Origin of the sequence: Pseudomonas sp. PA-5-4B, from assembly GCF_021606215.1 — a bacterium.
In the GTDB taxonomy this organism is placed as follows: Bacteria; Pseudomonadota; Gammaproteobacteria; order Pseudomonadales; family Pseudomonadaceae; genus Aquipseudomonas; species Aquipseudomonas edaphica.
Genome location: NZ_WKDB01000002.1, coordinates 1 through 19,966 on the forward strand (window position 1 = coordinate 1; position 19,966 = coordinate 19,966).

General features: G+C 61.4%; 15 protein-coding genes. 14 read left to right on the forward strand and 1 reads right to left on the reverse strand.

Features of this window, described 5'->3' with window-relative positions; genetic code table 11:
* The first annotated feature begins 161 nt into the window (after window positions 1–161).
* The 5 genes from GIW28_RS01970 (at window position 162) to GIW28_RS01990 (ending at window position 7,233) form a co-directional block, all read left to right on the forward strand.
* On the forward strand, window positions 162–3,668 hold the full coding sequence (locus GIW28_RS01970) for a DUF2339 domain-containing protein (protein WP_236445652.1): 3,507 nt from the start codon (window positions 162–164) through the stop codon (window positions 3,666–3,668).
* Window positions 3,668–5,011, forward strand: coding sequence for a DUF3999 domain-containing protein (locus GIW28_RS01975; protein WP_236445717.1), 1,344 nt, complete (start codon window positions 3,668–3,670; stop codon window positions 5,009–5,011). Before GIW28_RS01970 ends, GIW28_RS01975 begins: the two co-directional genes overlap by 1 nt.
* A 96-nt stretch (window positions 5,012–5,107) precedes the next feature.
* A complete protein-coding gene (locus tag GIW28_RS01980; RefSeq protein WP_003237460.1) occupies window positions 5,108–6,118 on the forward strand; it encodes a class 1 fructose-bisphosphatase in 1,011 nt (336 codons plus the stop codon).
* 260 nt (window positions 6,119–6,378) lie between these two features.
* Window positions 6,379–6,633: a hypothetical protein gene (locus GIW28_RS01985; RefSeq protein ID WP_017138621.1), complete on the forward strand. Its 255-nt coding sequence runs from the start codon at window positions 6,379–6,381 to the stop codon at window positions 6,631–6,633.
* Window positions 6,634–6,663: 30 nt separating this feature from the next.
* Entirely contained in the window at window positions 6,664–7,233 is a 570-nt protein-coding gene (locus tag GIW28_RS01990; RefSeq protein ID WP_017138620.1) for a lipocalin family protein, read from the forward strand.
* Window positions 7,234–7,393: 160 nt separating this feature from the next.
* Here GIW28_RS01990 and GIW28_RS01995 read toward each other — a convergent pair whose 3' ends face one another.
* Window positions 7,394–8,758, reverse strand: coding sequence for a formimidoylglutamate deiminase (locus GIW28_RS01995; protein WP_236445679.1), 1,365 nt, complete (start codon window positions 8,756–8,758; stop codon window positions 7,394–7,396).
* Between the two features lie 147 nt (window positions 8,759–8,905).
* Between GIW28_RS01995 and hutC the strand changes: the two genes are divergently transcribed.
* The 9 genes from hutC (at window position 8,906) to hutH (ending at window position 19,820) form a co-directional block, all read left to right on the forward strand.
* Window positions 8,906–9,616, forward strand: a complete 711-nt coding sequence (hutC, locus tag GIW28_RS02000; RefSeq protein WP_017738808.1) for a histidine utilization repressor — start codon at window positions 8,906–8,908, stop codon at window positions 9,614–9,616.
* On the forward strand, window positions 9,613–10,173 hold the full coding sequence (locus GIW28_RS02005; protein ID WP_236445681.1) for a HutD/Ves family protein: 561 nt from the start codon (window positions 9,613–9,615) through the stop codon (window positions 10,171–10,173). The genes hutC and GIW28_RS02005 overlap by 4 nt, the downstream gene beginning before the upstream one ends.
* Before the next feature lie 323 nt (window positions 10,174–10,496).
* Window positions 10,497–12,200 (forward strand): urocanate hydratase, encoded by a 1,704-nt coding sequence (hutU, locus tag GIW28_RS02010; protein ID WP_050547752.1) that lies wholly within the window; start codon window positions 10,497–10,499, stop codon window positions 12,198–12,200.
* Window positions 12,201–12,369: 169 nt separating this feature from the next.
* Window positions 12,370–13,815, forward strand: coding sequence for a purine-cytosine permease family protein (locus tag GIW28_RS02015; RefSeq protein WP_099549490.1), 1,446 nt, complete (start codon window positions 12,370–12,372; stop codon window positions 13,813–13,815).
* A gap of 69 nt (window positions 13,816–13,884) precedes the next feature.
* The gene (locus GIW28_RS02020; protein ID WP_017138614.1) at window positions 13,885–14,850 is read left to right on the forward strand and encodes an ABC transporter substrate-binding protein; all 966 of its coding nucleotides are present in this window, start codon (window positions 13,885–13,887) and stop codon (window positions 14,848–14,850) included.
* A 72-nt stretch (window positions 14,851–14,922) separates the two neighbouring features.
* Complete coding sequence (locus tag GIW28_RS02025; protein ID WP_017138613.1) at window positions 14,923–15,774, forward strand: ABC transporter permease; 852 nt, start codon at window positions 14,923–14,925, stop codon at window positions 15,772–15,774.
* Complete coding sequence (locus GIW28_RS02030) at window positions 15,771–16,595, forward strand: quaternary amine ABC transporter ATP-binding protein (RefSeq protein WP_046034013.1); 825 nt, start codon at window positions 15,771–15,773, stop codon at window positions 16,593–16,595. The genes GIW28_RS02025 and GIW28_RS02030 overlap by 4 nt, the downstream gene beginning before the upstream one ends.
* 131 nt (window positions 16,596–16,726) lie before the next feature.
* Window positions 16,727–18,250 (forward strand): HAL/PAL/TAL family ammonia-lyase, encoded by a 1,524-nt coding sequence (locus GIW28_RS02035; protein WP_236445682.1) that lies wholly within the window; start codon window positions 16,727–16,729, stop codon window positions 18,248–18,250.
* A 31-nt stretch (window positions 18,251–18,281) separates the two neighbouring features.
* Window positions 18,282–19,820: a histidine ammonia-lyase gene (hutH, locus tag GIW28_RS02040; protein ID WP_236445684.1), complete on the forward strand. Its 1,539-nt coding sequence runs from the start codon at window positions 18,282–18,284 to the stop codon at window positions 19,818–19,820.
* Window positions 19,821–19,966: the final 146 nt, after the last annotated feature.

Here is a 19,966-nt window from a genome sequence, read left to right on the forward strand (position 1 = left end):
CATACGAGCTTACGCGGCTGGTCGCGTGGGCGCGGAGAGGGGGATAAGAGACAGCCGAAAGGGTGATGGCCTGGTCGCCACAAAAGCCGCTCCCACATTAGCTTTGCGTCGATATACTAGGCCTCGGTTTGCCCGCCTCGGGCTGCTTAGGGATATCGACCATGCAATGGATTTTCATGCTGATTGGCCTGGTGCTCGGCTGGACACTCGATGAGTCGTTCACCGATGCCGGCTTCGGTGCGCTATTGGGCTTGGGCATTGGTCAGGCGATTCGCCTGTCGAGGCTGTCCGCCCAGGCAGACCAGCAAGCGCTTCAGTTAGAGACCACGCAGAAGGCATTGATAGCCCTGGGTGAGCGCCTGCGGCAACTGGAAGTGCCTGCGCCTACAAACAGCGTGATTGTCGAAGCCCCCATCCCTGAACCTGCACCTGCCGTTGCCAAGCCCGAACTTGTTTGGGAGCTGCCCACCGAACTGGCGCCCGTCGCCGTGATGGCCGAGGCGAGCCAGCCACTGCCGGAGGACGTCTGGACCCCAGCACCAAAACCGAAAGAACCTGCCATCCCCCGCGGCCCCAACCTGATCGAGCGCGCCATCGGCGGCGCCCGCAATTGGCTGTTCGGCGGCAACACCGTGCTGCGCGTTGGCGTGGTGCTGCTGTTCCTTGGCCTGGCCTTCTTGCTGCGTTATGCCACCGAAGGCGTGGTGGTGCCGATTGAACTGCGTTACGCCGGGGTTGCCGCTGCCGCCATCGGCCTGCTGGGCCTGGGTTGGTGGTTACGGCTGCGCAACAGCAATTACGGGCTGATGCTGCAGGGTACCGGGATTGCCGTGTTGTACCTGACGGTGTTTGCTGCGATGCGCCTGCACCCGTTGATCGACCCAGGCGCGGCACTCGGCCTGCTGGTGGCGGTCACGGTGTTCTCGGCAATCCTGGCGATCACCCAGGATGCCCTCGGCCTGGCCTGCGCAGCGGCGCTGGGTGGGTTTGCCGCGCCGATTCTGACCTCAACCGGCGCCGGTAATCATGTGGCGCTGTTCAGTTACTTTGCATTGCTCAACGCCGGCATTCTGGCCATCGCGTGGTTCAAGGCCTGGCGTCTGCTCAACCTGATCGGATTTGTCGGCACCTTCGGCATAGGCTTCGCCTGGGGCATGCGCTCCTACACACCGGAACTGCTGTGGAGCACCGAGCCGTTCCTGATCCTGTTTTTCCTGATGTACCTGGCCGTCGGCCTGTTGTTCGCCCGCCGCAAGCTGCAGGAGGTGGGCGATGCCCCCGAAGGCCGTGAGGCGCTGCTGCGCTGGTCGGCGGCCAAGGGTGATTATGTCGATGGCAGCATGCTGTTCGGCCCGCCGTTGGTAGGCTTTGGCTTGCAGTTCGCCGTGGTGCAGCACCTGGAGTTTGCCGCCGCGTTCAGTGCACTCGGTTTAGGCCTTATCTACATGGGCTTGGCGCGGATGCTGAGTGGCGGGCGCGCCTTGCTGCTGGCCGAAACTTGCCTGGCGCTGGGCGTGATCTTTGCCAGCCTGGCGATTCCGCTGGGCCTCGACGCGCGCTGGACGGCGGCGGCCTGGGCAGTGGAGGGCGCCGGGATCTTCTGGCTTGGCTTGCGTCAGCAGCGGCCGTTGGCTCGTGCGTTTGGCCTGTTGTTACAGTTGGGGTCAGCGCTGGCGTTCCTCAGCGAACTGCGCGTTGGCGAGTTGACCTTGCTCAACGGTGCACCACTGGGCGCGCTGTTGCTGGGCGCGGCCCTGTTGTTCAGCTTCGATCAGTTGCGCAAGGCATCGACCGAACAAGCGGCGCAATGGGAGCGCACCGGCCTGCCCGTGCTGGCGAGCCTGGGATTGACCTTTTTGTACCTGCTTGCACCCTTGTTGTTGCTGACCCAAGGCACCGCCATCAGTTGGGCAATCGCCGGGCTGCTGACGCTGTTTGTCGGCCTGCGCATTGGCTCGCGCACCTTCCTGTTCACTGCCTTTGCTGTGCAATTGCTCGGTGGGGTGTTGTTCCTCCTGCGCTTGCAGGGCGGTGATGGGGCCGCGGTATTCAGTGCCGGTTGGACCGGCTTGTTGACCGCCTCGCTGATCGGCCTGGCGTTGGTCGGCGGCATGCTGATGGCGGCGCGCGATGACATGGTGCGCAGCGATGTGCGGCTGCTGCGTGGCTTGTCGGTGGTGCTGCTCGCGGGTCTGGTGCTGATCAACCTTGCGGTGCTGTTTGTGCTGCCATGGGAAAGCGCCAGCGGCGTGTGGGCGGCCAGTGGCTTGCTGATCATCTGGTTGAGCCTGTACCTGCAACAACGCGTGAGTTTCGTGTTTGGTTTGCTGCTGCAACTGATCGGTGGTGCTTCGTTCTTGTTGGCGGTGCCGCAGTTGCTCGGGCCGTTGAACAGCGAGGGCTTGCGGCCCTTGGCGCACAGCGCTTTCTGGACGCCGATGGTGCTGGGCCTGGCGGCAATGGTGGGCGCCTGGCGCTTGCAACGTGAGTCGCAGGCGCCGGTGTTTGACGTGTTGAAATTGCAACGCCTGTCCGACCTGCTGTTGGTGTGGGGCGCGGCCTGGTGGGCATTGGCGTTGATCGGCGAAGTGCTGCGGTTTATCCCGCAAGCGCTGCAAGGCGCATTTCTGCTCGGCATCGCGGCGCTGAGCGTGGCGATCTGGGCGCTGTTGGCCGCACGTTTACGCTGGGCATCTCTGGGCATGCTGTGCGCCTTGCTGATGCCGGCGGCGGGCGTGGTGTTGCTGGTGTCTGCCCATGATTACTACCACCCGGCAGCGCATTACGGCTGGCTGGCGTGGTTGGCGGTGTTTGTGGTGCATTTTATCGCGCTGCGCCGTTTGGCGGCGGTGGTGCCGGGCAAGGTATTGAGCATCGCTCATGTGTTCGGCTGCTGGATGTTGATCGGTGTGTTGGCGCTGGAGCTGCGTTACGGCCTGTTGCTGCTGTCGAGTGAGTACAACGCCTGGCGTTGGCTGGGTTGGGCGATTCTGCCAAGCCTGTACCTGGTGCTGGCGGCGGCACCGCGCAGTTGGCCGTGGCCGGTGTCGGCAAACCCGCGTGAATACCGTGTGCTGGCCGCGTTGCCGCTGGCGGTATTGATGCTCGGCTGGTTCTGGTTGGCGAACATCTTCAGCGACGGCACGGCGAAACCACTGCCGTACGTGCCATTGCTCAACCCGTTGGACGTGGGCCTGCTGTTCGCATTGCTGGGTATTTACCTGTGGTCGCGCAGCGTGGCGCCGCAGCGCGGGCCGCGTGCTGAACTGATCGCCCAAGGTGTCGCAGGTGCTTCGCTGTTTGCCTTCTTCACGGCCTTGGTGATGCGCACCGCCCACCATTGGGCGGGCGTGCCGTTCCAACTGGATGCCTTGCTGGCGTCCATGTGGGTGCAGGCTGGCCTGTCGCTGGTCTGGACCCTGATCGCCCTGGGCCTGATGATCGGCGGCCACCTGCGCCATCGTCGCGAAGTGTGGCTGATCGGCGCGGCGTTGATTGCGGTGGTGGTCGCCAAGCTGTTCTTTGTCGAGCTGAGCAACCGTGGCGGGCTGGCGCGGATCGTATCGTTTATTGGTGTGGGCGGGCTGTTGCTGGTGGTGGGTTACTTCGCACCGCTGCCGCCCAAACGCGCCGAGCCGGTGTTGGAAACTGAAGGAGCATCCTCTTGATCGGTAAGTTGAGCGTGATCGCGTTGGGCATGTGTTCGACGTTGTCGGCGTGGGCGCAAGAAACGCCCGCCGACTTCACCACACAGGTGCCGTTGGCGGTAAGTGGCAACGGGCCTTGGTATCGCCTGGAGTTGCCGCTGTCGGTGCAATTGAGCGCGCGCCAGGCAGATCTTGGTGATGTGCGCGTGTTCAACGCCGCCGGCGAGCCCCAGGCTTACGCGTTGTCGCGCCAATCAGCGCAACGCACCGAAAGCCGCACGGTGGCCGACGTGAAGTGGTTCCCGTTGTACGCCGCCGACACCCGCCAAAGTGTGCCGGACGTGGTGATGAAATCCACCGCCGAAGGCACGCTGCTGGAAGTGCGCCCGTCCAAGGCCGGCAAACAGGTGCTGCGTGGCTGGGTACTGGACGCCAGCGCGATCAAGGCGCCGTTGCAGCAACTGAGCCTGGACTGGAGTCGCGAACAGGATGGCTTCCAGCGTTTCAGCATTGAAGCCAGCGATGACCTGCAGCACTGGGAACCCTGGGGCGATGGCCAGGTGGCGCGCCTATCGTTTGCCGATGAGCGGGTTGAGCAACATGACGTGAGCCTGCCGGGGCAATCGGCGCGTTACCTGCGCCTGCTGTGGCAAGGCCAGGCCGCGCCGACGCTGACCTCGGCCAAGCTTGTGAGCGCCACCAGCAGCAGCCTGCCAATGCCCTTGGTGTGGTCGCAGCCGTTGTCGGGTACGCGGCTCAAGGCGGGTGAATACAGCTGGCAGTTGCCGACGGGGCTGCATGTGGAGCGCTTGCGCGTCGAGCTCAAGCAGCCCAACACGCTGGCGCCCGTGACGTTGGCGGGGCGGCGGGAAGCCAATCAAGCCTGGCAGCCTTTGAGCAATGGCTTGTTGTATCGCCTGGCCCAGAACGGCCAGGACGTGGTGCAGGATGAATTGCAATTGCCAGGCGTGGCCGTGGGCGAACTTAAGTTGCAGGTGGACGAGCGCGGCGGCGGCCTGGGCGTGGAAGCGCCGGCATTGCGTTTTGCTGTGCGCGCCACGCAGTTGGTGTTCCTGGCGCGGGGCGAGCCGCCGTTTACCCTGGCGTTGGGCAACCCGTCGGTAAAGGCCGCTAACTTGCCGCTGTCGACGCTGATTCCCGACTACAGCGCCGAGCGTATCAAGACCTTGGGGCAGGCCACGGTCACAGGCGACGTGAGGGTCAAATCGCCTGTGATTGCCGTTTCACCCGAAGCGGGCACCGACTGGAAGAAACTCGGCCTGTGGGCCGTGCTCCTGCTGGGTGTAGCGGCGCTAGGGGCGATGGCCTACAGTTTGTTGCGTGCACCGGCGGCCAAGCCGTGAACTCTATTGGGGTTAAATCCTCTGATTAGAGGAAATAACCCTCGACTCGCGTTAAACTGCGCGGGTTTTTAAGCCCCCCATTTTCCGGAGCCTTCCATGTCCCGCGTTACCCTGAGTCGCTATTTGATCGAGCAGACCCGCAGCAACAACACGCCTGCCGATCTGCGCTTCCTTATCGAAGTGGTGGCGCGTGCTTGCAAGGAAATCAGCCACGCCGTGTCCAAAGGCGCACTGGGTGGTGTTCTGGGCAGCATGGGCACTGAAAACGTCCAAGGCGAAGTGCAGAAGAAGCTCGACGTGATTTCCAACGAAATCCTGCTCGAAGCCAACGAATGGGGTGGCCACCTGGCCGGCATGGCGTCCGAAGAAATGGACAATGCCTACCAGATCCCGGGCAAATACCCGAAAGGCGCGTACCTGCTGGTGTTCGACCCACTCGACGGCTCGTCCAACATCGACATCAACGCACCGGTCGGCACTATCTTCTCGGTACTGCGTTGCCCTAACGAATACCTGAGCCAGAACGAAGCCCTGAACGAAAAGGCCTTCCTGCAGCCAGGCACCGAACAGGTTGCTGCCGGTTACGCCATCTACGGCCCGCAGACCATGCTGGTGCTGACCCTGGGTGACGGCGTCAAAGGCTTTACCCTGGACCGCGAAATGGGCAGCTTCGTACTGACCCACGAAGACATCACCATTCCTGCTTCCACCCAGGAATTTGCGATCAACATGTCCAACCAGCGTCACTGGGAAGAGCCTGTGACCCGCTACGTGGGCGAGTTGATGGCCGGCGAAGAAGGCCCGTTGAAGAAGAACTTCAACATGCGCTGGGTCGCTGCGATGGTTGCCGACGTACACCGCATCCTGACCCGTGGTGGCCTGTTCATGTACCCACGTGACAGCCGCGAACCTTCCAAACCGGGCAAGCTGCGCTTGATGTACGAAGCCAACCCGATGTCGTTCCTGGTTGAGCAAGCAGGTGGCGCGTCCACTGACGGCCACCAGCGCATCCTCGACATCCAGCCGGAAGGCCTGCACCAGCGTGTGGCAGTGTTCCTGGGCTCGAAGGAAGAAGTTGAGCGTGTGACGGCTTATCACAAGAAGTAAACCTCTGTGGCGAGGGAGCTTGCTCCCGTTGGGCTGCGAAGCGGCCCCAAAAAGCTTGCGGGCGCTGCGCACCCGAACGGGAGCAAGCTCCCTCGCCACAGAAGCATTCAAGACTTGAAGTTTTGAATGAGAAGAAGCCCCGAAACGTTTCAGCGTTTTCGGGGTTTTTTTGTTTTTGCCCATCGGGAACCAGACACCTCTTTTCCCTTCTAAGCTTCTGGCAGATACCCCAGCTGCTTTGTCTCTCCAGGAGCTTTTCCATGTCTTTACGCCGTCTCTCCCTGCTGGCTTTTTGCGTGCTGTTAGCCGCGTGCAGCAAGGTCAATCAAGAAAATTACGCGAAGCTGTCGGCTGGCATGGCCAAGGCCGAGGTGGAGTCGTTGCTGGGTAAGCCGACCGATTGTTCCGGTGCGCTGGGCATGTCCAGTTGCACGTGGGGCGATAAAAACAGCTTTATCAGCGTGCAGTACGCCGGTGACAAAGTTCTGATGTTTTCCGGGCAAGGCCTGAAGTAAACCGGGGCGCGAGCCTGCGGGAGAAGAAGAATGATGCGTTTTGTTTTGTTTCTTTGCGCCAGTCTGTTTTTGGCGGGCTGCGCCAGCCATTCTGGCGATGATCTGCAACCCAAGACCGCGAGCAACGTCAACCTCAAGCGTTACCAGGGCACCTGGTATGAGTTGGCCCGATTGCCGATGTACTTCCAGCGTAACTGCGCGCAGTCCGAGGCTCGCTACACCCTGCTGCCGGATGGCGATATGTCGGTGTTTAACCGCTGCCTGACCACAGAGTGGAAGTGGGAAGAAGCCAAGGGCACGGCCACGCCGCAAGTGCCGGGCAAGACCGACAAGCTCTGGGTGGAATTCAATAACTGGTTCACCGCGCTGCTGCCAGGCGTCGCCAAGGGCGATTATTGGGTGCTGTACGTGAGTGATGATTACAAGACCGCCATCGTCGGTAGCCCGAGCCGGCGTTATATGTGGATCTTGTCGCGCACACCGACGGTGAGCGCCGACACCCGCGAAGACCTGCTGAGCAGGGCGCGCCAGCAAGGGTATGACACGACGCGACTGATCTTCCGCACGTCGGACAAGCAGATGGCGAAGACCTCGCAGTAACCTGAGGTCACCCTCAATCCAATGTGGGAGCTGGCTTGAATTGGGAGCTGGCTTGTGTGGGAGCTGGCTTGCCTGCGATGCAGACACCTCGGTGTATCAGTTACACCCAGGTGATGCTATCGCAGGCAAGCCAGCTCCCACATTTGTTTTGCATTGTTTTTTAGCCGAGTAGATTCCTCAGAACTTGGGTGAACGCCCGGCTGCTTTCTTCTTCGCCAGCATGATGCCCATCGCGCACCACCCATTTGCCGTTGACCAGCACATCGCGCACTTGGCGATCACCACCGGCGAACAGCCAGCGATTGAGGATGCCATCCTCGGTTGCCGTCGCCAGGTACGGGTCATTGCCATCCAGCACAATCCAATCTGCCCGCTTGCCGACTTCCAATCGACCAATCGGCTGCCCCAACGCTTGGGCGCCGCCGTCCAGTGCAGCATCGAACAGCGTGCGGCCAACCATCGGTTGATCACTGCGATACAGGCGGTTGCGCCGCTGGTCCCGCAGGCGCTGGCCATATTCGAGCCAACGCAACTCCTCCACCACGCTCAGTGACACATGGCTGTCGGAACCGATACCCATACGCCCGCCTTGAGCGAGGAAATCCACCGCCGGGAAAATCCCGTCGCCCAGGTTGGCTTCGGTGGTCAGGCACAAGCCGGCGATTGCCCGGCTCTTGGCCATGCGCGTGACTTCATCGGCGTCAGCATGGGTGGCGTGTACCAGGCACCAACGTTCATCCACTTCAACATTGTCATACAGCCATTGCAGCGGGCGTTTGCCGCTCCAGGCCAGGCAATCATCGACTTCTTTTTGCTGCTCGGCGATGTGGATGTGTACCGGGCAAGCCTTGTCGCTGGCGGCCAGCGCCTCATTGATCTGTTCGGGTGTGACGGCACGCAATGAGTGGAAACACAGGCCCAGTTGCTGCGCTGGCTGCGCCGCCAGAATGGGCTTCAGGCGTGCTTGCAGGTCCAGGTAATCTTCGGTGCTGTTGATAAAGCGCCGCTGGCCTTCATTCGGCGCCTGGCCACCAAAGCCGGAATGGGTGTAGAGCACTGGCAGCAATGTCAGGCCAATCCCACTGCTGGCGGCCGCCTGGCTGATCTGCCGCGACAGCTCCGTGCGATCGGCATACGCCTGGCCGCTGACGTCGTGGTGCACATAATGAAACTCGGCCACCGAGGTGTAACCGGCCTTGAGCATCTCGATATAAAGCTGGCGGGCGATGACCTGCAGTTGTTCCGGGGTGATCTTGCTGACCATGCGGTACATCAAGTCGCGCCAGGTCCAGAAGCTGTCATTCGGGTTGCCGGCCACTTCGGCCAACCCGGCCATGGCGCGCTGGAACGCATGGGAGTGCAGGTTGGGCATGCCCGCCAAAACCGGGCCTCTGAGCCGTTCGGCGTTGTCTGCGCTGGCATTGGGCTCAACCTGGGTCAGCACGCCATCGGCGCTGACTTCAAAGCGTACATCGTTGGCCCATCCATTAGGCAGCAGCGCGCGTTCGGCAAAGAAAGCGGACATGATCAAGGCACCCCGGTCGTGTGTTTATTTGTATATACATATACAGACGTTTGCCTGCTCGGTAAACTCCGGCAATCTATGCATCTTTTCCCCCTGCAAGGATTCCCTGTGCCGACTCCGCCCGCCAAGTCTTCGCTGGCTGCCCACATGGACGAAAGTCCGGCGCCCTTGTATGCCCGCGTCAAACAGATGATCAGCCAGCAGATTCTCAACGGCAACTGGCCGCCCCATTACCGCGTGCCGTCCGAGAGCGAACTGGTCAGCCAGTTAGGCTTCAGCCGCATGACCATCAACCGCGCCCTGCGTGAGCTCACCGCCGAAGGGTTGCTGGTGCGCATGCAGGGCGTTGGCACTTTCGTCGCCGAGCCCAAGAGCCAATCGGCGCTGTTTGAAGTGCACAACATTGCCGATGAGATCGCCTCCCGCGGTCATCGGCATACCTGCCAGGTTATTCACCTGGGCGAAGAGGCCGCCGGCTCCGAACGTGCTGTGGCCCTGGAAATGCGCGAAGGCGGCCGCGTGTTTCACTCGTTGATCGTGCACTTTGAAAACGACATTCCCGTACAAATCGAAGACCGCTTCGTCAACGCTCTGGTTGCGCCGGAATACTTGCAGCAGGATTTCACCCAGCAAACGCCGTACGCCTACCTCAACCAGGTCGCACCACTGACCGAGGGCGAGCATGTGGTTGAAGCCATCCTCGCCGACGCCGCCGAGTGCAAGCTGTTGCAGATCGAGCCGAGCGAGCCTTGCCTGTTGATTCGCCGCCGCACCTGGTCCGGCCGCCAGCCGGTGACCGCCGCGCGTTTGATCCACCCCGGTTCCCGTCATAGCCTGGAAGGACGTTTCAGTAAATGAGTGAAGTGAAAGTCTGGCGCGCCGCCGACTACATCCGCATGCCATGGAAAAACGGCGGCGGCAGCACCGAAGAAATCACCCGTGACGCAGGCACTGGCCTGGATGGCTTTGGCTGGCGCTTGTCGATTGCCGATATAGCCGAATCGGGTGGGTTTTCTACCTTTGCCGGCTACCAGCGTGTGATCACCGTGATCAAAGGTGCGGGCATGGTTCTGACCGTGGATGGCGAGGAACAGCGCGGGCTGTTACCGCTGCAGCCGTTTGCGTTCAAGGGTGAAAGTGAAGTGTCCTGCCGCTTGATCACCGGGCCGATACGCGATTTCAACCTGATTTATTCGCCTGAGCGTTACCACGCACGGTTGCAGTGGATGGATGGTGTGCAGCGGTTTTTCAGCACGGCGCACACGGTGTTGGTGTTCAGTGTGGCGGATGAAGTGAAGGTGCTGGGTGAAAAGCTCGGCCATCACGATTGCCTGCAAATCGACGGTAACAATGACCTGCTGGATATTTCTGTCACCGGCCGCTGCTGCGTAATCGAACTGACCGCACGCGGTTAAAAAACTGTGGGAGCAGGCAAGCCAACTCCCACATTTGCTTTTCATTGCTCATAAGAGCTGTTTCCAGCCGCGCACCAATTTGTTACCGAACGCCCCAGCTTGGCGCAATGCCTGGCAGTGATGAACAATGTCCTCGTCCGCAAACTCCCTCTGTAAGAAAATTCACCAAGCCTCAAAGCCTTAATTTCCGAGGCTTTCACGCACCTCCCAAAAAAATCTCACCCGCTCTCTCACCAAGTTGGCCGCTTGATTGCATATGCTTGTACATACAAGTAAAGATGTGTGCGTAAGACTCTCCTTCGCACCATCAATGTTCGCGCATCATGCCGAGGAGTCCAGCTGTGACCGATTTTTCGAAAGCCAAGCCTACTAAATACCGTGACGTCGAAATCCGTGCCGCCCGCGGTAACAAGCTCACCGCCAAAAGCTGGCTGACTGAAGCACCGTTGCGCATGCTGATGAACAACCTCGACCCGCAAGTGGCCGAGAACCCGAAAGAGTTGGTGGTGTACGGCGGTATCGGCCGTGCGGCGCGCAACTGGGAGTGCTACGACCAGATCGTCGAGAGCCTCACCAACCTGAATGACGACGAGACCCTGCTGGTGCAATCCGGCAAGCCGGTCGGCGTGTTCAAGACCCACAGCAACGCCCCGCGCGTGCTGATCGCCAACTCCAACCTGGTGCCGCACTGGGCCAGTTGGGAACACTTCAACGAACTGGATGCCAAGGGCCTGGCCATGTACGGCCAGATGACCGCCGGCAGCTGGATCTACATCGGCAGCCAGGGCATCGTGCAGGGCACCTACGAAACCTTCGTCGAAGCCGGCCGCCAGCACTACAACAGCGACCTCACCGGCCGCTGGGTCCTCACCGCCGGCCTCGGCGGCATGGGCGGCGCTCAGCCGTTGGCTGCGACCCTGGCTGGCGCTTGCTCGCTGAACATCGAGTGCCAGCAGGTCAGCATCGATTTCCGCCTGGCCAGCCGTTATGTCGACGAGCAAGCCACCGACCTCGACGACGCCCTGGCCCGCATCGCCAAATACACCAAGGAAGGCAAGGCCATCTCCATCGCCTTGCTGGGCAACGCGGCCGAAATCCTGCCGGAACTGATCAAGCGCGGCGTGCGCCCGGACATGGTCACTGACCAGACCAGCGCCCACGACCCACTCAATGGTTACCTGCCTGCCGGCTGGACCTGGGACGAATACCGCGCCCGCGCCAAAACCGAGCCGGCTGCCGTGATCAAGGCCGCCAAGCAGTCGATGGCCGTGCACGTCAAAGCCATGCTGGAATTCCAGAAACAAGGCATCCCGACTTTCGACTACGGCAACAATATCCGCCAGATGGCCCAGGAAGAAGGCGTAGAAAACGCCTTCGACTTCCCAGGCTTCGTACCGGCCTACATCCGCCCGCTGTTCTGCCGTGGCATCGGCCCGTTCCGCTGGGCTGCGCTGTCGGGTGACCCGCAAGACATCTACAAGACCGACGCCAAAGTCAAAGAGCTGATCCCGGACGACGCGCACCTGCACAACTGGCTGGACATGGCGCGCGAACGCATCAGCTTCCAGGGCCTGCCAGCACGTATCTGCTGGGTTGGCTTGGGCCAACGCGCCAAGCTCGGCCTGGCATTCAACGAAATGGTGCGCAGCGGTGAGCTGTCGGCACCCGTAGTGATCGGCCGTGACCACCTCGACTCCGGCTCGGTCGCAAGCCCCAACCGCGAAACCGAAGCCATGCAGGACGGCTCCGACGCCGTGTCCGACTGGCCACTGCTCAACGCCTTGCTCAACACCGCGAGCGGCGCGACCTGGGTTTCGCTGCACCACGGCGGCGGCGTGGGCATGGGCTTCTCCCAGCACTCGGGCATGGTGATCGTCTGCGACGGCACCGATGAAGCGGCTGAGCGGATCGCCCGCGTACTGCACAACGACCCGGCCACCGGGGTGATGCGTCACGCCGATGCCGGTTACCAGATCGCCATCGATTGCGCCAAGGAGCAGGGCCTGAACCTGCCGATGATCAAATAACGGCTGGCCTGGTTCCTGTGGGAGCTGGCTTGTGTGGGAGCTGGCTTGCCTGCGATGCGGGCGACTCGGTCTCTCGGCAGACCGAGGGGATGCCATCGCAGGCAAGCCAGCTCCCACAGTAGAACCCGAAATCTGCACACCCAGAACAATCCATCAGAGGTTGACCAACATGGCTGCAAATGACACCACACCGTTGATCGAAAGGCGTTCGATCGACTACATCCCGGAAGCGGAAAGACACGGTCGTCTATTGAGCCAGTTCACCCTGTGGATGGGTGCCAACCTGCAAATCACCGCGATTGTCACCGGGGCCTTGGCCGTGGTGCTCGGCGGTGATGTGTTCTGGTCGTTGATCGGTCTGTTGATCGGCCAACTCATCGGCGGCGGCGTCATGGCGTTGCATGCGGCGCAAGGGCCAAAGCTTGGCCTGCCACAGATGATCTCCAGCCGGGTGCAGTTCGGCGTTTACGGTGCAGCCATCCCGATTGTGCTGGTCTGTTTGATGTACCTCGGTTTCACCGCGACCGGGACCGTGCTGTCGGGGCAGGCACTGGGCCAGTTGTTCGGGGTCAGCGACAGCGTCGGTATCCTGATTTTTGCCAGCGTCATCGTACTGGTCACCGTGCTGGGCTACCGGGTGATCCACTTTATTGGGCGTGTCGCCAGCGTCATTGGCGTGATTGCCTTTGTCTATCTGTTCAGTCGTTTGATGAGCCAGACCGACGTTGGCGCGCTTTTGCAGATCCGCCACTTCAGCTGGAGCAGTTTCCTGCTGGCGGTGTCGCTCGCGGCATCCTGGCAGATCGCCTTCGGCCCTTACGTGGCGGACTATTCACGTTACCTGCCAAGCAAGACATCTTCGCTGAAAACCTTTCTCGCCGCCGGTGCAGGTTCGGTCATTGGCGCTCAGGTGGCGATGGTCCTTGGCGTGTTTGCCGCGGCCATGTCCAACGGGCAATTTGCCGGTCACGAAGTCGCCTACATCGTTGGGTTGAGTGGTACAGGCGCCACCGCTGCGCTGCTGTACTTCAGCATCGCGTTCGGCAAGGTCACCATCTCTACCCTGAACTCCTACGGCAGCTTCATGTGCATTGCGACCATCGTCAGCGGCTTCCGTGGTCGCCTTGAGGTCACCCGCCTGCAGCGTCTGGTGTTCGTGCTGGTGATTGTCGGCACTGCAACCCTGATCGCGTTGCTCGGCCAGCACTCGTTCCTCGGTGCGTTCAAGTCTTTCATCCTGTTTCTGCTGGCGTTCTTTACGCCGTGGAGTGCGATCAACCTGGTGGATTACTACTGCATCACCCGCGAGCGCTATGACGTCCCGGCTTTGGCCGACCCGAATGGCCGCTACGGTCGCTGGAACCTGCTCGGTATCAGCGTCTATGTGTTCGGTGTGCTGGTGCAGTTGCCGTTCATCTCCACCAAGTTCTACACCGGCCCTTTGGTTGCCGCGCTGGGTGATGTGGATATCTCCTGGATCATCGGCCTGGTACTGCCAGCGGCCTTGTACTACGTCTGTGCGAAAAAATGGCACGGCACGGTGCCCGATCAACTGATCCTGCCAATAGAGCAGGGCGCTGCACCAACGACAAACGGGCTGGCTGCACAGGCCTGATGGGACGTGGACAGGGCAGGATGCCTACTGACTGCCGTAATCCATTTCAAGATTGGGAGCGTCACAACAATGAAGATGAATAAAACCTTGCTGGCCACCGTGTTATCTGCAGGCTTGCTGGCCTCTGCCGGCGCCCAGGCGGCGGGTTGGTGCGAGTCCGGCAAACCGGTGAAATTCGCCGGGCTGAACTGGGAAAGCGGCATGTTGCTCACCGACATCCTGCAAACCGTGCTGGAGAAAGGCTACGGCTGCAAAACCGATAGCTTGCCGGGTAACTCCATCACCATGGAAAACGCCCTGAGCAGCAACGACATCCAGGTTTTCGCCGAAGAGTGGGTAGGCCGCAGCGAGGTCTGGAACAAGGCCGAGAAGGCCGGCAAAGTTGTCGGTGTTGGTGCGCCGGTGGTCGGCGCCGTGGAAGGCTGGTATGTGCCGCGTTATGTGATCGAAGGCGACGCCAAGCGCAAGCTGGAACCCAAGGCACCAGACCTGAAAAATATCGCCGACCTGGCCAAATACGCCTCGGTATTCAAGGACCAGGAAGAGCCCTCCAAGGGCCGCTTCTACAACTGCCCGGCCGGCTGGACCTGTGAGCTGGATAACAGCGAAATGCTGAAAAGCTATGGCCTGGAAAGCACCTACACCAACTTCCGCCCTGGCACCGGCCCGGCGCTGGATGCCGCCGTGCTGTCGAGCTACAAGCGTGGCGAGCCGATCCTGTTCTACTACTGGTCGCCAACCCCGCTGATGGGCCAGGTCGATCTGGTCAAGCTGCAGGAAAAGCCCGGTGTGGATAAAAGCGTGAGCATCAAGGTCGGCCTGTCCAAAACCTTCCACGAGCAAGCGCCGGAACTCGTGGCGGTGCTGGAGAAGGTCAACCTGCCCATCGACCTGCTTAACCAGAACCTCGGTCGCATGGCCAAAGAGCGGATTGAGTCGCCAAAACTGGCGAAAATTTTCCTCAAGGAACATCCTGAAGTCTGGCACGCATGGGTGAGCGACGACGCAGCCAAGAAAATCGACGCGGCCTTGTAGGTCAAGCGTGTCCGGCTACCCTCAAGGGCCAGCCGGGCACCCGGCCACAACCCACTGGATCGAGAGCACGCTATGTTTCCTGAGAGTTTTACGTTTTCCATCGCCGACTGGGTCAACGGTTGGGTGGACTCACTGGTCACCAACTACGGCGATGTGTTCCGGCACATCTCCGACACGCTGTTATGGGCCATCGTCAACCTGGAAGGCTTGCTGCGTGCAGCGCCCTGGTGGCTGATGCTCGCCATTGTCGGCGGCATCGCCTGGCATGCCACCCGCAAGGTGGTGACCACGGCGGTGATCGTCGGTCTGCTGTTCCTGGTGGGTGCGGTTGGCCTGTGGGACAAGCTCATGCAAACCCTGGCACTGATGATGGTCGCCACGGTGATCTCGGTGCTGATCGGCATTCCGTTGGGCATTTTGTCTGCACGCAGCAATCGCCTGCGGTCGGTATTGATGCCGCTGCTCGACATCATGCAAACCATGCCCAGCTTCGTGTACCTGATCCCGGTGCTGATGCTGTTTGGCCTGGGCAAGGTGCCGGCGATTTTCGCCACGGTGATCTACGCCGCGCCACCGTTGATTCGCCTCACCGACTTGGGCATTCGCCAGGTCGACGGCGAAGTCATGGAAGCCATCAATGCCTTCGGTGCCAACCGCTGGCAGCAACTGTTTGGCGTGCAACTGCCGCTGGCGCTGCCGAGCATCATGGCCGGTATCAACCAGACCACCATGATGGCGTTGTCGATGGTGGTGATCGCCTCGATGATCGGCGCCCGTGGCCTGGGTGAAGACGTGCTCGTCGGCATCCAGACCCTCAACGTCGGCCGTGGCCTCGAGGCCGGGCTGGCGATTGTGATTCTTGCAGTGGTCATCGACCGCATTACCCAGGCCTACGGTCGTCCACGGCATGAGGCGAGCAAATGACTACTGTCAGCAAAATTGAAGTTAAAAACGTCTTCAAGATTTTTGGCAACCGCTCCAAGGAAGCCCTGGCGCTGGTTGGCCAGGGCAAGACCAAGGATCAGGTGCTGGCCGAGACCGGTTGCGTGGTCGGCGTGAACGACCTGTCACTGAGCATCGGCACGGGCGAGATCTTTGTGATCATGGGCCTTTCGGGTTCGGGCAAGTCCACGTTGGTGCGTCACTTCAACCGCCTGATCGATCCAACCAGCGGCGCGATCCTGGTGGACGGCGAAGACATCCTGCAACTGGACATGGAAGCCCTGCGCCAATTCCGTCGCCACAAGATCAGCATGGTGTTCCAGAGCTTCGGCCTGCTGCCCCACAAGAGCGTGCTCGACAACGTCGCCTACGGCCTCAAGGTGCGCGGCGAAACCAAGCAGGTGTGCGCCGAACGTGCGTTGCACTGGATCGAAACCGTGGGCCTCAAAGGCTACGAAAACAAATACCCGCACCAGCTTTCCGGTGGCATGCGCCAACGTGTAGGCCTGGCCCGCGCCTTGGCAGCCGATACCGACATCATCCTGATGGACGAAGCCTTCAGCGCCCTCGACCCGCTGATCCGCGCCGAGATGCAGGACCAGTTGCTGGAGCTGCAAAAGACCCTGCACAAGACCATCGTGTTCATCACCCACGACCTCGACGAGGCGGTGCGCATTGGCAACCGCATTGCGATTCTCAAGGACGGCAAGCTGATCCAGGTCGGCACGCCGCGCGAGATTCTGCATTCGCCGGCGGATGAGTATGTGGACCGGTTTGTTCAGCGCCGGGCGGCGGTGGTGTAGCTGATCGTTCCCACGCTCTGCGTGGGAATACATCCCGTGACGCTCCGCGTCACACCTGATAGCGGGACGCGGAGCGTCCCAGGCGGCGTTCCCACGCAGAGCGTGGGAACGATCAATTCAAGAGGCTCAAGATGTCCCAGGCAACAAAAATCATCATCGCCGACGCTCCACTGCGTTGGCAGGACGTGGTCGCCGTCGCCCGCCACGGCGCCGTGCTCGAACTCTCGGGCCACGCCTGGGCGCGTATCGACAATGCCCAGGCCATCGTGCAACGCATCGTCACCAGCGGCGAACGCGCCTATGGTGTGAATACCGGCCTGGGCGCGCTGTGCAATGTGTCGCTCAAGGGTGAACAACTCAGCCAGTTGTCGCGCAACACACTGCTGAGCCACGCCTGTGGCGTCGGGCCGCTGCTGAGCGACGAACAGACCCGCGCGATCATCTGCGCAGCCATCATCAACTACAGCCACGGCAAATCCGGCCTGCACCCGCAGGTGGTGCATTCGTTGCTGGCGCTGCTCAACCATGGCATCACGCCGCAAGTGCCGTCCCAGGGCTCGGTGGGCTACCTGACCCACATGGCCCACATTGGCGTGGCCTTGCTCGGGGTTGGCGAGGTGAGCTATCGCGGCCAGATCGTGACGGCGCAAGCCGCCTTAAAAGCCGAAGGTTTACAGCCTGTGGTGCTCGGCGCCAAAGACGGCCTGTGCCTGGTCAATGGCACGCCGTGCATGACCGGCCTGAGCTGCCTGGCCCTGGCCGACGCGCATCACCTGCTGCAATGGGCCGACGTGATCGGCGCCATGAGTTTCGAAGCCCAGCGTGGTCAGATCGACGCCTTCGACGAAGCCATCATCGCCCTCAAGCCACACCCAGGCATGCAGCAAGTCGGCATCAACCTGCGTGCCTTGCTTGACGGCAGTGAAGTGATCGCCAGCAGCAAAGGCATCCGCACCCAGGACGCGCTGAGCATCCGCTCGATCCCGCAGATTCACGGTGCGGCGCGTGATCAGGTGGAACACGCCACGCGCCAGATCGAGACCGAACTCAACAGCGCCACCGACAACCCGCTGGTGCTCGGCACGCCGGACAACTACCGCGTGGTGTCCCAGGCCAACCCGCATGGGCAGTCTGTGGCGCTGGCGGCCGACATGCTCGCCATCGCCATGGCCGAAATCGGCTCGGTGGCCGAGCGTCGCCTGGACCGCCTGATCAACCCGCACGTCAGTGGTTTGCCGGCGTTCCTGGTCAGCAACCCTGGGGTCAACTCCGGGATGATGATCGTGCAGTACGTCGCCGCCTCGCTGTGCGGGCAAAACCGTCAGCTGGCGCAACCGGCGGTGCTCGACAATTTCGTTACCTCGGGCCTGCAGGAAGACCACCTGAGCATGGGCACCAATGCCGCGCTCAAGCTGCATCAGCTGTTGGCCAACGTCACGCAGATTCTCGCCATCGAGTACCTGCTGGCAGCCCAGGCGTTCGAGTTTTTGAAGGGCCAGCGTTTCGGCGCGGGTACTGACAGCGCCTGGCGTCTGCTACGCGAAAAGGTCGCACCTTACGAACAAGACCGTTGGTTGGCGCCAGATATTGCCGCCACCGCCGCGCTGCTCAAAGACACCGCTTTGCTGCGCTCAGCAATTCCCCATTTGCACTAAACACTTATTCAAAAGAACAATTCAAAGGAGCATGAATGTGACTGCGCTAAATTTGATTCCAGGCCAACTGAGCCTTGCCCAACTGCGAGCCATCTACCAGCAGCCGGTAACCCTCACTCTGGATGACAGCGCCACGGCGCAGATCGAAGCCAGTGTGGCCTGCGTGGAACAGATTCTCGCCGAGAACCGCACCGCCTACGGCATCAACACCGGTTTTGGCCTGCTGGCCTCGACCCGCATTGCCAGTGAAGACCTGGAAAACCTCCAGCGTTCCCTGGTGCTGTCCCACGCCGCCGGCGTCGGTGAGCCGATCAGCGACGCGCTGGTGCGGCTGGTCATGGTGCTCAAGGTCAACAGCCTGAGCCGTGGGTTCTCCGGCATTCGTCGCCAGGTGATCGACGCGCTGATCGCACTGATCAACGCCGAAGTGTACCCGCACATTCCGCTCAAAGGTTCGGTCGGTGCTTCCGGCGACTTGGCGCCATTGGCGCATATGTCGCTGGTGCTGCTGGGCGAAGGCAAGGCGCGCTACAAGGGCGAATGGTTGGAAGCCACCGAAGCGCTGAAAGTTGCCGGCCTGACGCCGCTGACGCTGGCGGCCAAAGAAGGCCTGGCGCTGCTGAACGGCACCCAGGTATCCACCGCTTATGCCTTGCGCGGCCTGTTCGAAGGCGAAGACCTGTTCGCCGGTGCGCTGGCGTGCGGTGCCCTCACCGTGGAAGCGGTATTGGGCTCGCGCTCGCCGTTTGATGCACGTATCCATGCCGCCCGTGGCCAGCGTGGTCAGATCGACGCGGCCGCGGCTTATCGCGACCTGCTCGGCGAGAGCAGCCAGGTGTCCCAGTCGCACCAGAACTGCGACAAGGTGCAAGACCCGTATTCCCTGCGTTGCCAGCCGCAAGTCATGGGCGCCTGCCTGACCCAGTTCCGCCAGGCTGCCGACGTGCTGGTGGTAGAGGCCAACGCCGTGTCGGATAACCCGCTGGTATTTGCTGCCGAGGGCGACGTGATTTCCGGCGGTAACTTCCACGCCGAGCCGGTGGCCATGGCTGCCGACAACATGGCGCTGGCCATCGCCGAAATCGGCTCGCTGAGCGAGCGTCGTATCTCGTTGATGATGGACAAGCACATGTCGCAACTGCCGCCGTTTTTGGTCGGCAATGGCGGGGTGAACTCCGGTTTCATGATCGCCCAGGTCACCGCTGCGGCGCTCGCCAGTGAGAACAAGGCGCTGGCGCATCCCCATAGCGTGGACAGCCTGCCGACGTCGGCCAACCAGGAAGACCACGTGTCCATGGCCCCGGCTGCGGGCAAGCGTTTGTGGGAAATGGCTGAAAATACCCGTGGTGTGCTCGCAGTTGAGTGGCTGGCGGCATGCCAGGGCCTGGACCTGCGCGATGGCTTGAAGACTTCGACCAAGCTGGAAAAAGCCCGCGGGATCCTGCGCGACAAAGTGGCGTTTTATGAGAAGGACCGCTTCTTTGCCCCGGACATCAATGCCGCCAGCAAACTGCTCGCCAGCCGCTGCCTGAATGAGCTGGTGCCGGCCAAGCTCCTGCCGAGCTTGTAACCGCAACGCAACCCAGTGTGGGAGCTGGCTTGCCTGCGATAGCTATCTGTCAGTTGAAACATGTGTGACTGACATACGATCGTTCCCACGCTCTGCGTGGGAATGTTGCCCTGGACGCTCCGCGTCCGCTTTAAGAGTCGTGACGC

Coding starts and splice junctions, on each gene's coding strand:
- GIW28_RS02035 (WP_236445682.1), top strand. CDS start 16,727: ATGTCCCAGGCAACAAAAATCATCATCGCCGACGCTCCACTGCGTTGG.
- GIW28_RS01990 (WP_017138620.1), top strand. CDS start 6,664: ATGATGCGTTTTGTTTTGTTTCTTTGCGCCAGTCTGTTTTTGGCGGGC.
- GIW28_RS02030 (WP_046034013.1), top strand. CDS start 15,771: ATGACTACTGTCAGCAAAATTGAAGTTAAAAACGTCTTCAAGATTTTT.
- GIW28_RS02020 (WP_017138614.1), top strand. CDS start 13,885: ATGAAGATGAATAAAACCTTGCTGGCCACCGTGTTATCTGCAGGCTTG.
- GIW28_RS02005 (WP_236445681.1), top strand. CDS start 9,613: ATGAGTGAAGTGAAAGTCTGGCGCGCCGCCGACTACATCCGCATGCCA.
- GIW28_RS01980 (WP_003237460.1), top strand. CDS start 5,108: ATGTCCCGCGTTACCCTGAGTCGCTATTTGATCGAGCAGACCCGCAGC.
- GIW28_RS01970 (WP_236445652.1), top strand. CDS start 162: ATGCAATGGATTTTCATGCTGATTGGCCTGGTGCTCGGCTGGACACTC.
- hutC (WP_017738808.1), top strand. CDS start 8,906: ATGGACGAAAGTCCGGCGCCCTTGTATGCCCGCGTCAAACAGATGATC.
- GIW28_RS02025 (WP_017138613.1), top strand. CDS start 14,923: ATGTTTCCTGAGAGTTTTACGTTTTCCATCGCCGACTGGGTCAACGGT.
- hutU (WP_050547752.1), top strand. CDS start 10,497: ATGCCGAGGAGTCCAGCTGTGACCGATTTTTCGAAAGCCAAGCCTACT.
- hutH (WP_236445684.1), top strand. CDS start 18,282: ATGAATGTGACTGCGCTAAATTTGATTCCAGGCCAACTGAGCCTTGCC.
- GIW28_RS01995 (WP_236445679.1), bottom strand. CDS start 8,758: ATGTCCGCTTTCTTTGCCGAACGCGCGCTGCTGCCTAATGGATGGGCC.
- GIW28_RS02015 (WP_099549490.1), top strand. CDS start 12,370: ATGGCTGCAAATGACACCACACCGTTGATCGAAAGGCGTTCGATCGAC.
- GIW28_RS01985 (WP_017138621.1), top strand. CDS start 6,379: ATGTCTTTACGCCGTCTCTCCCTGCTGGCTTTTTGCGTGCTGTTAGCC.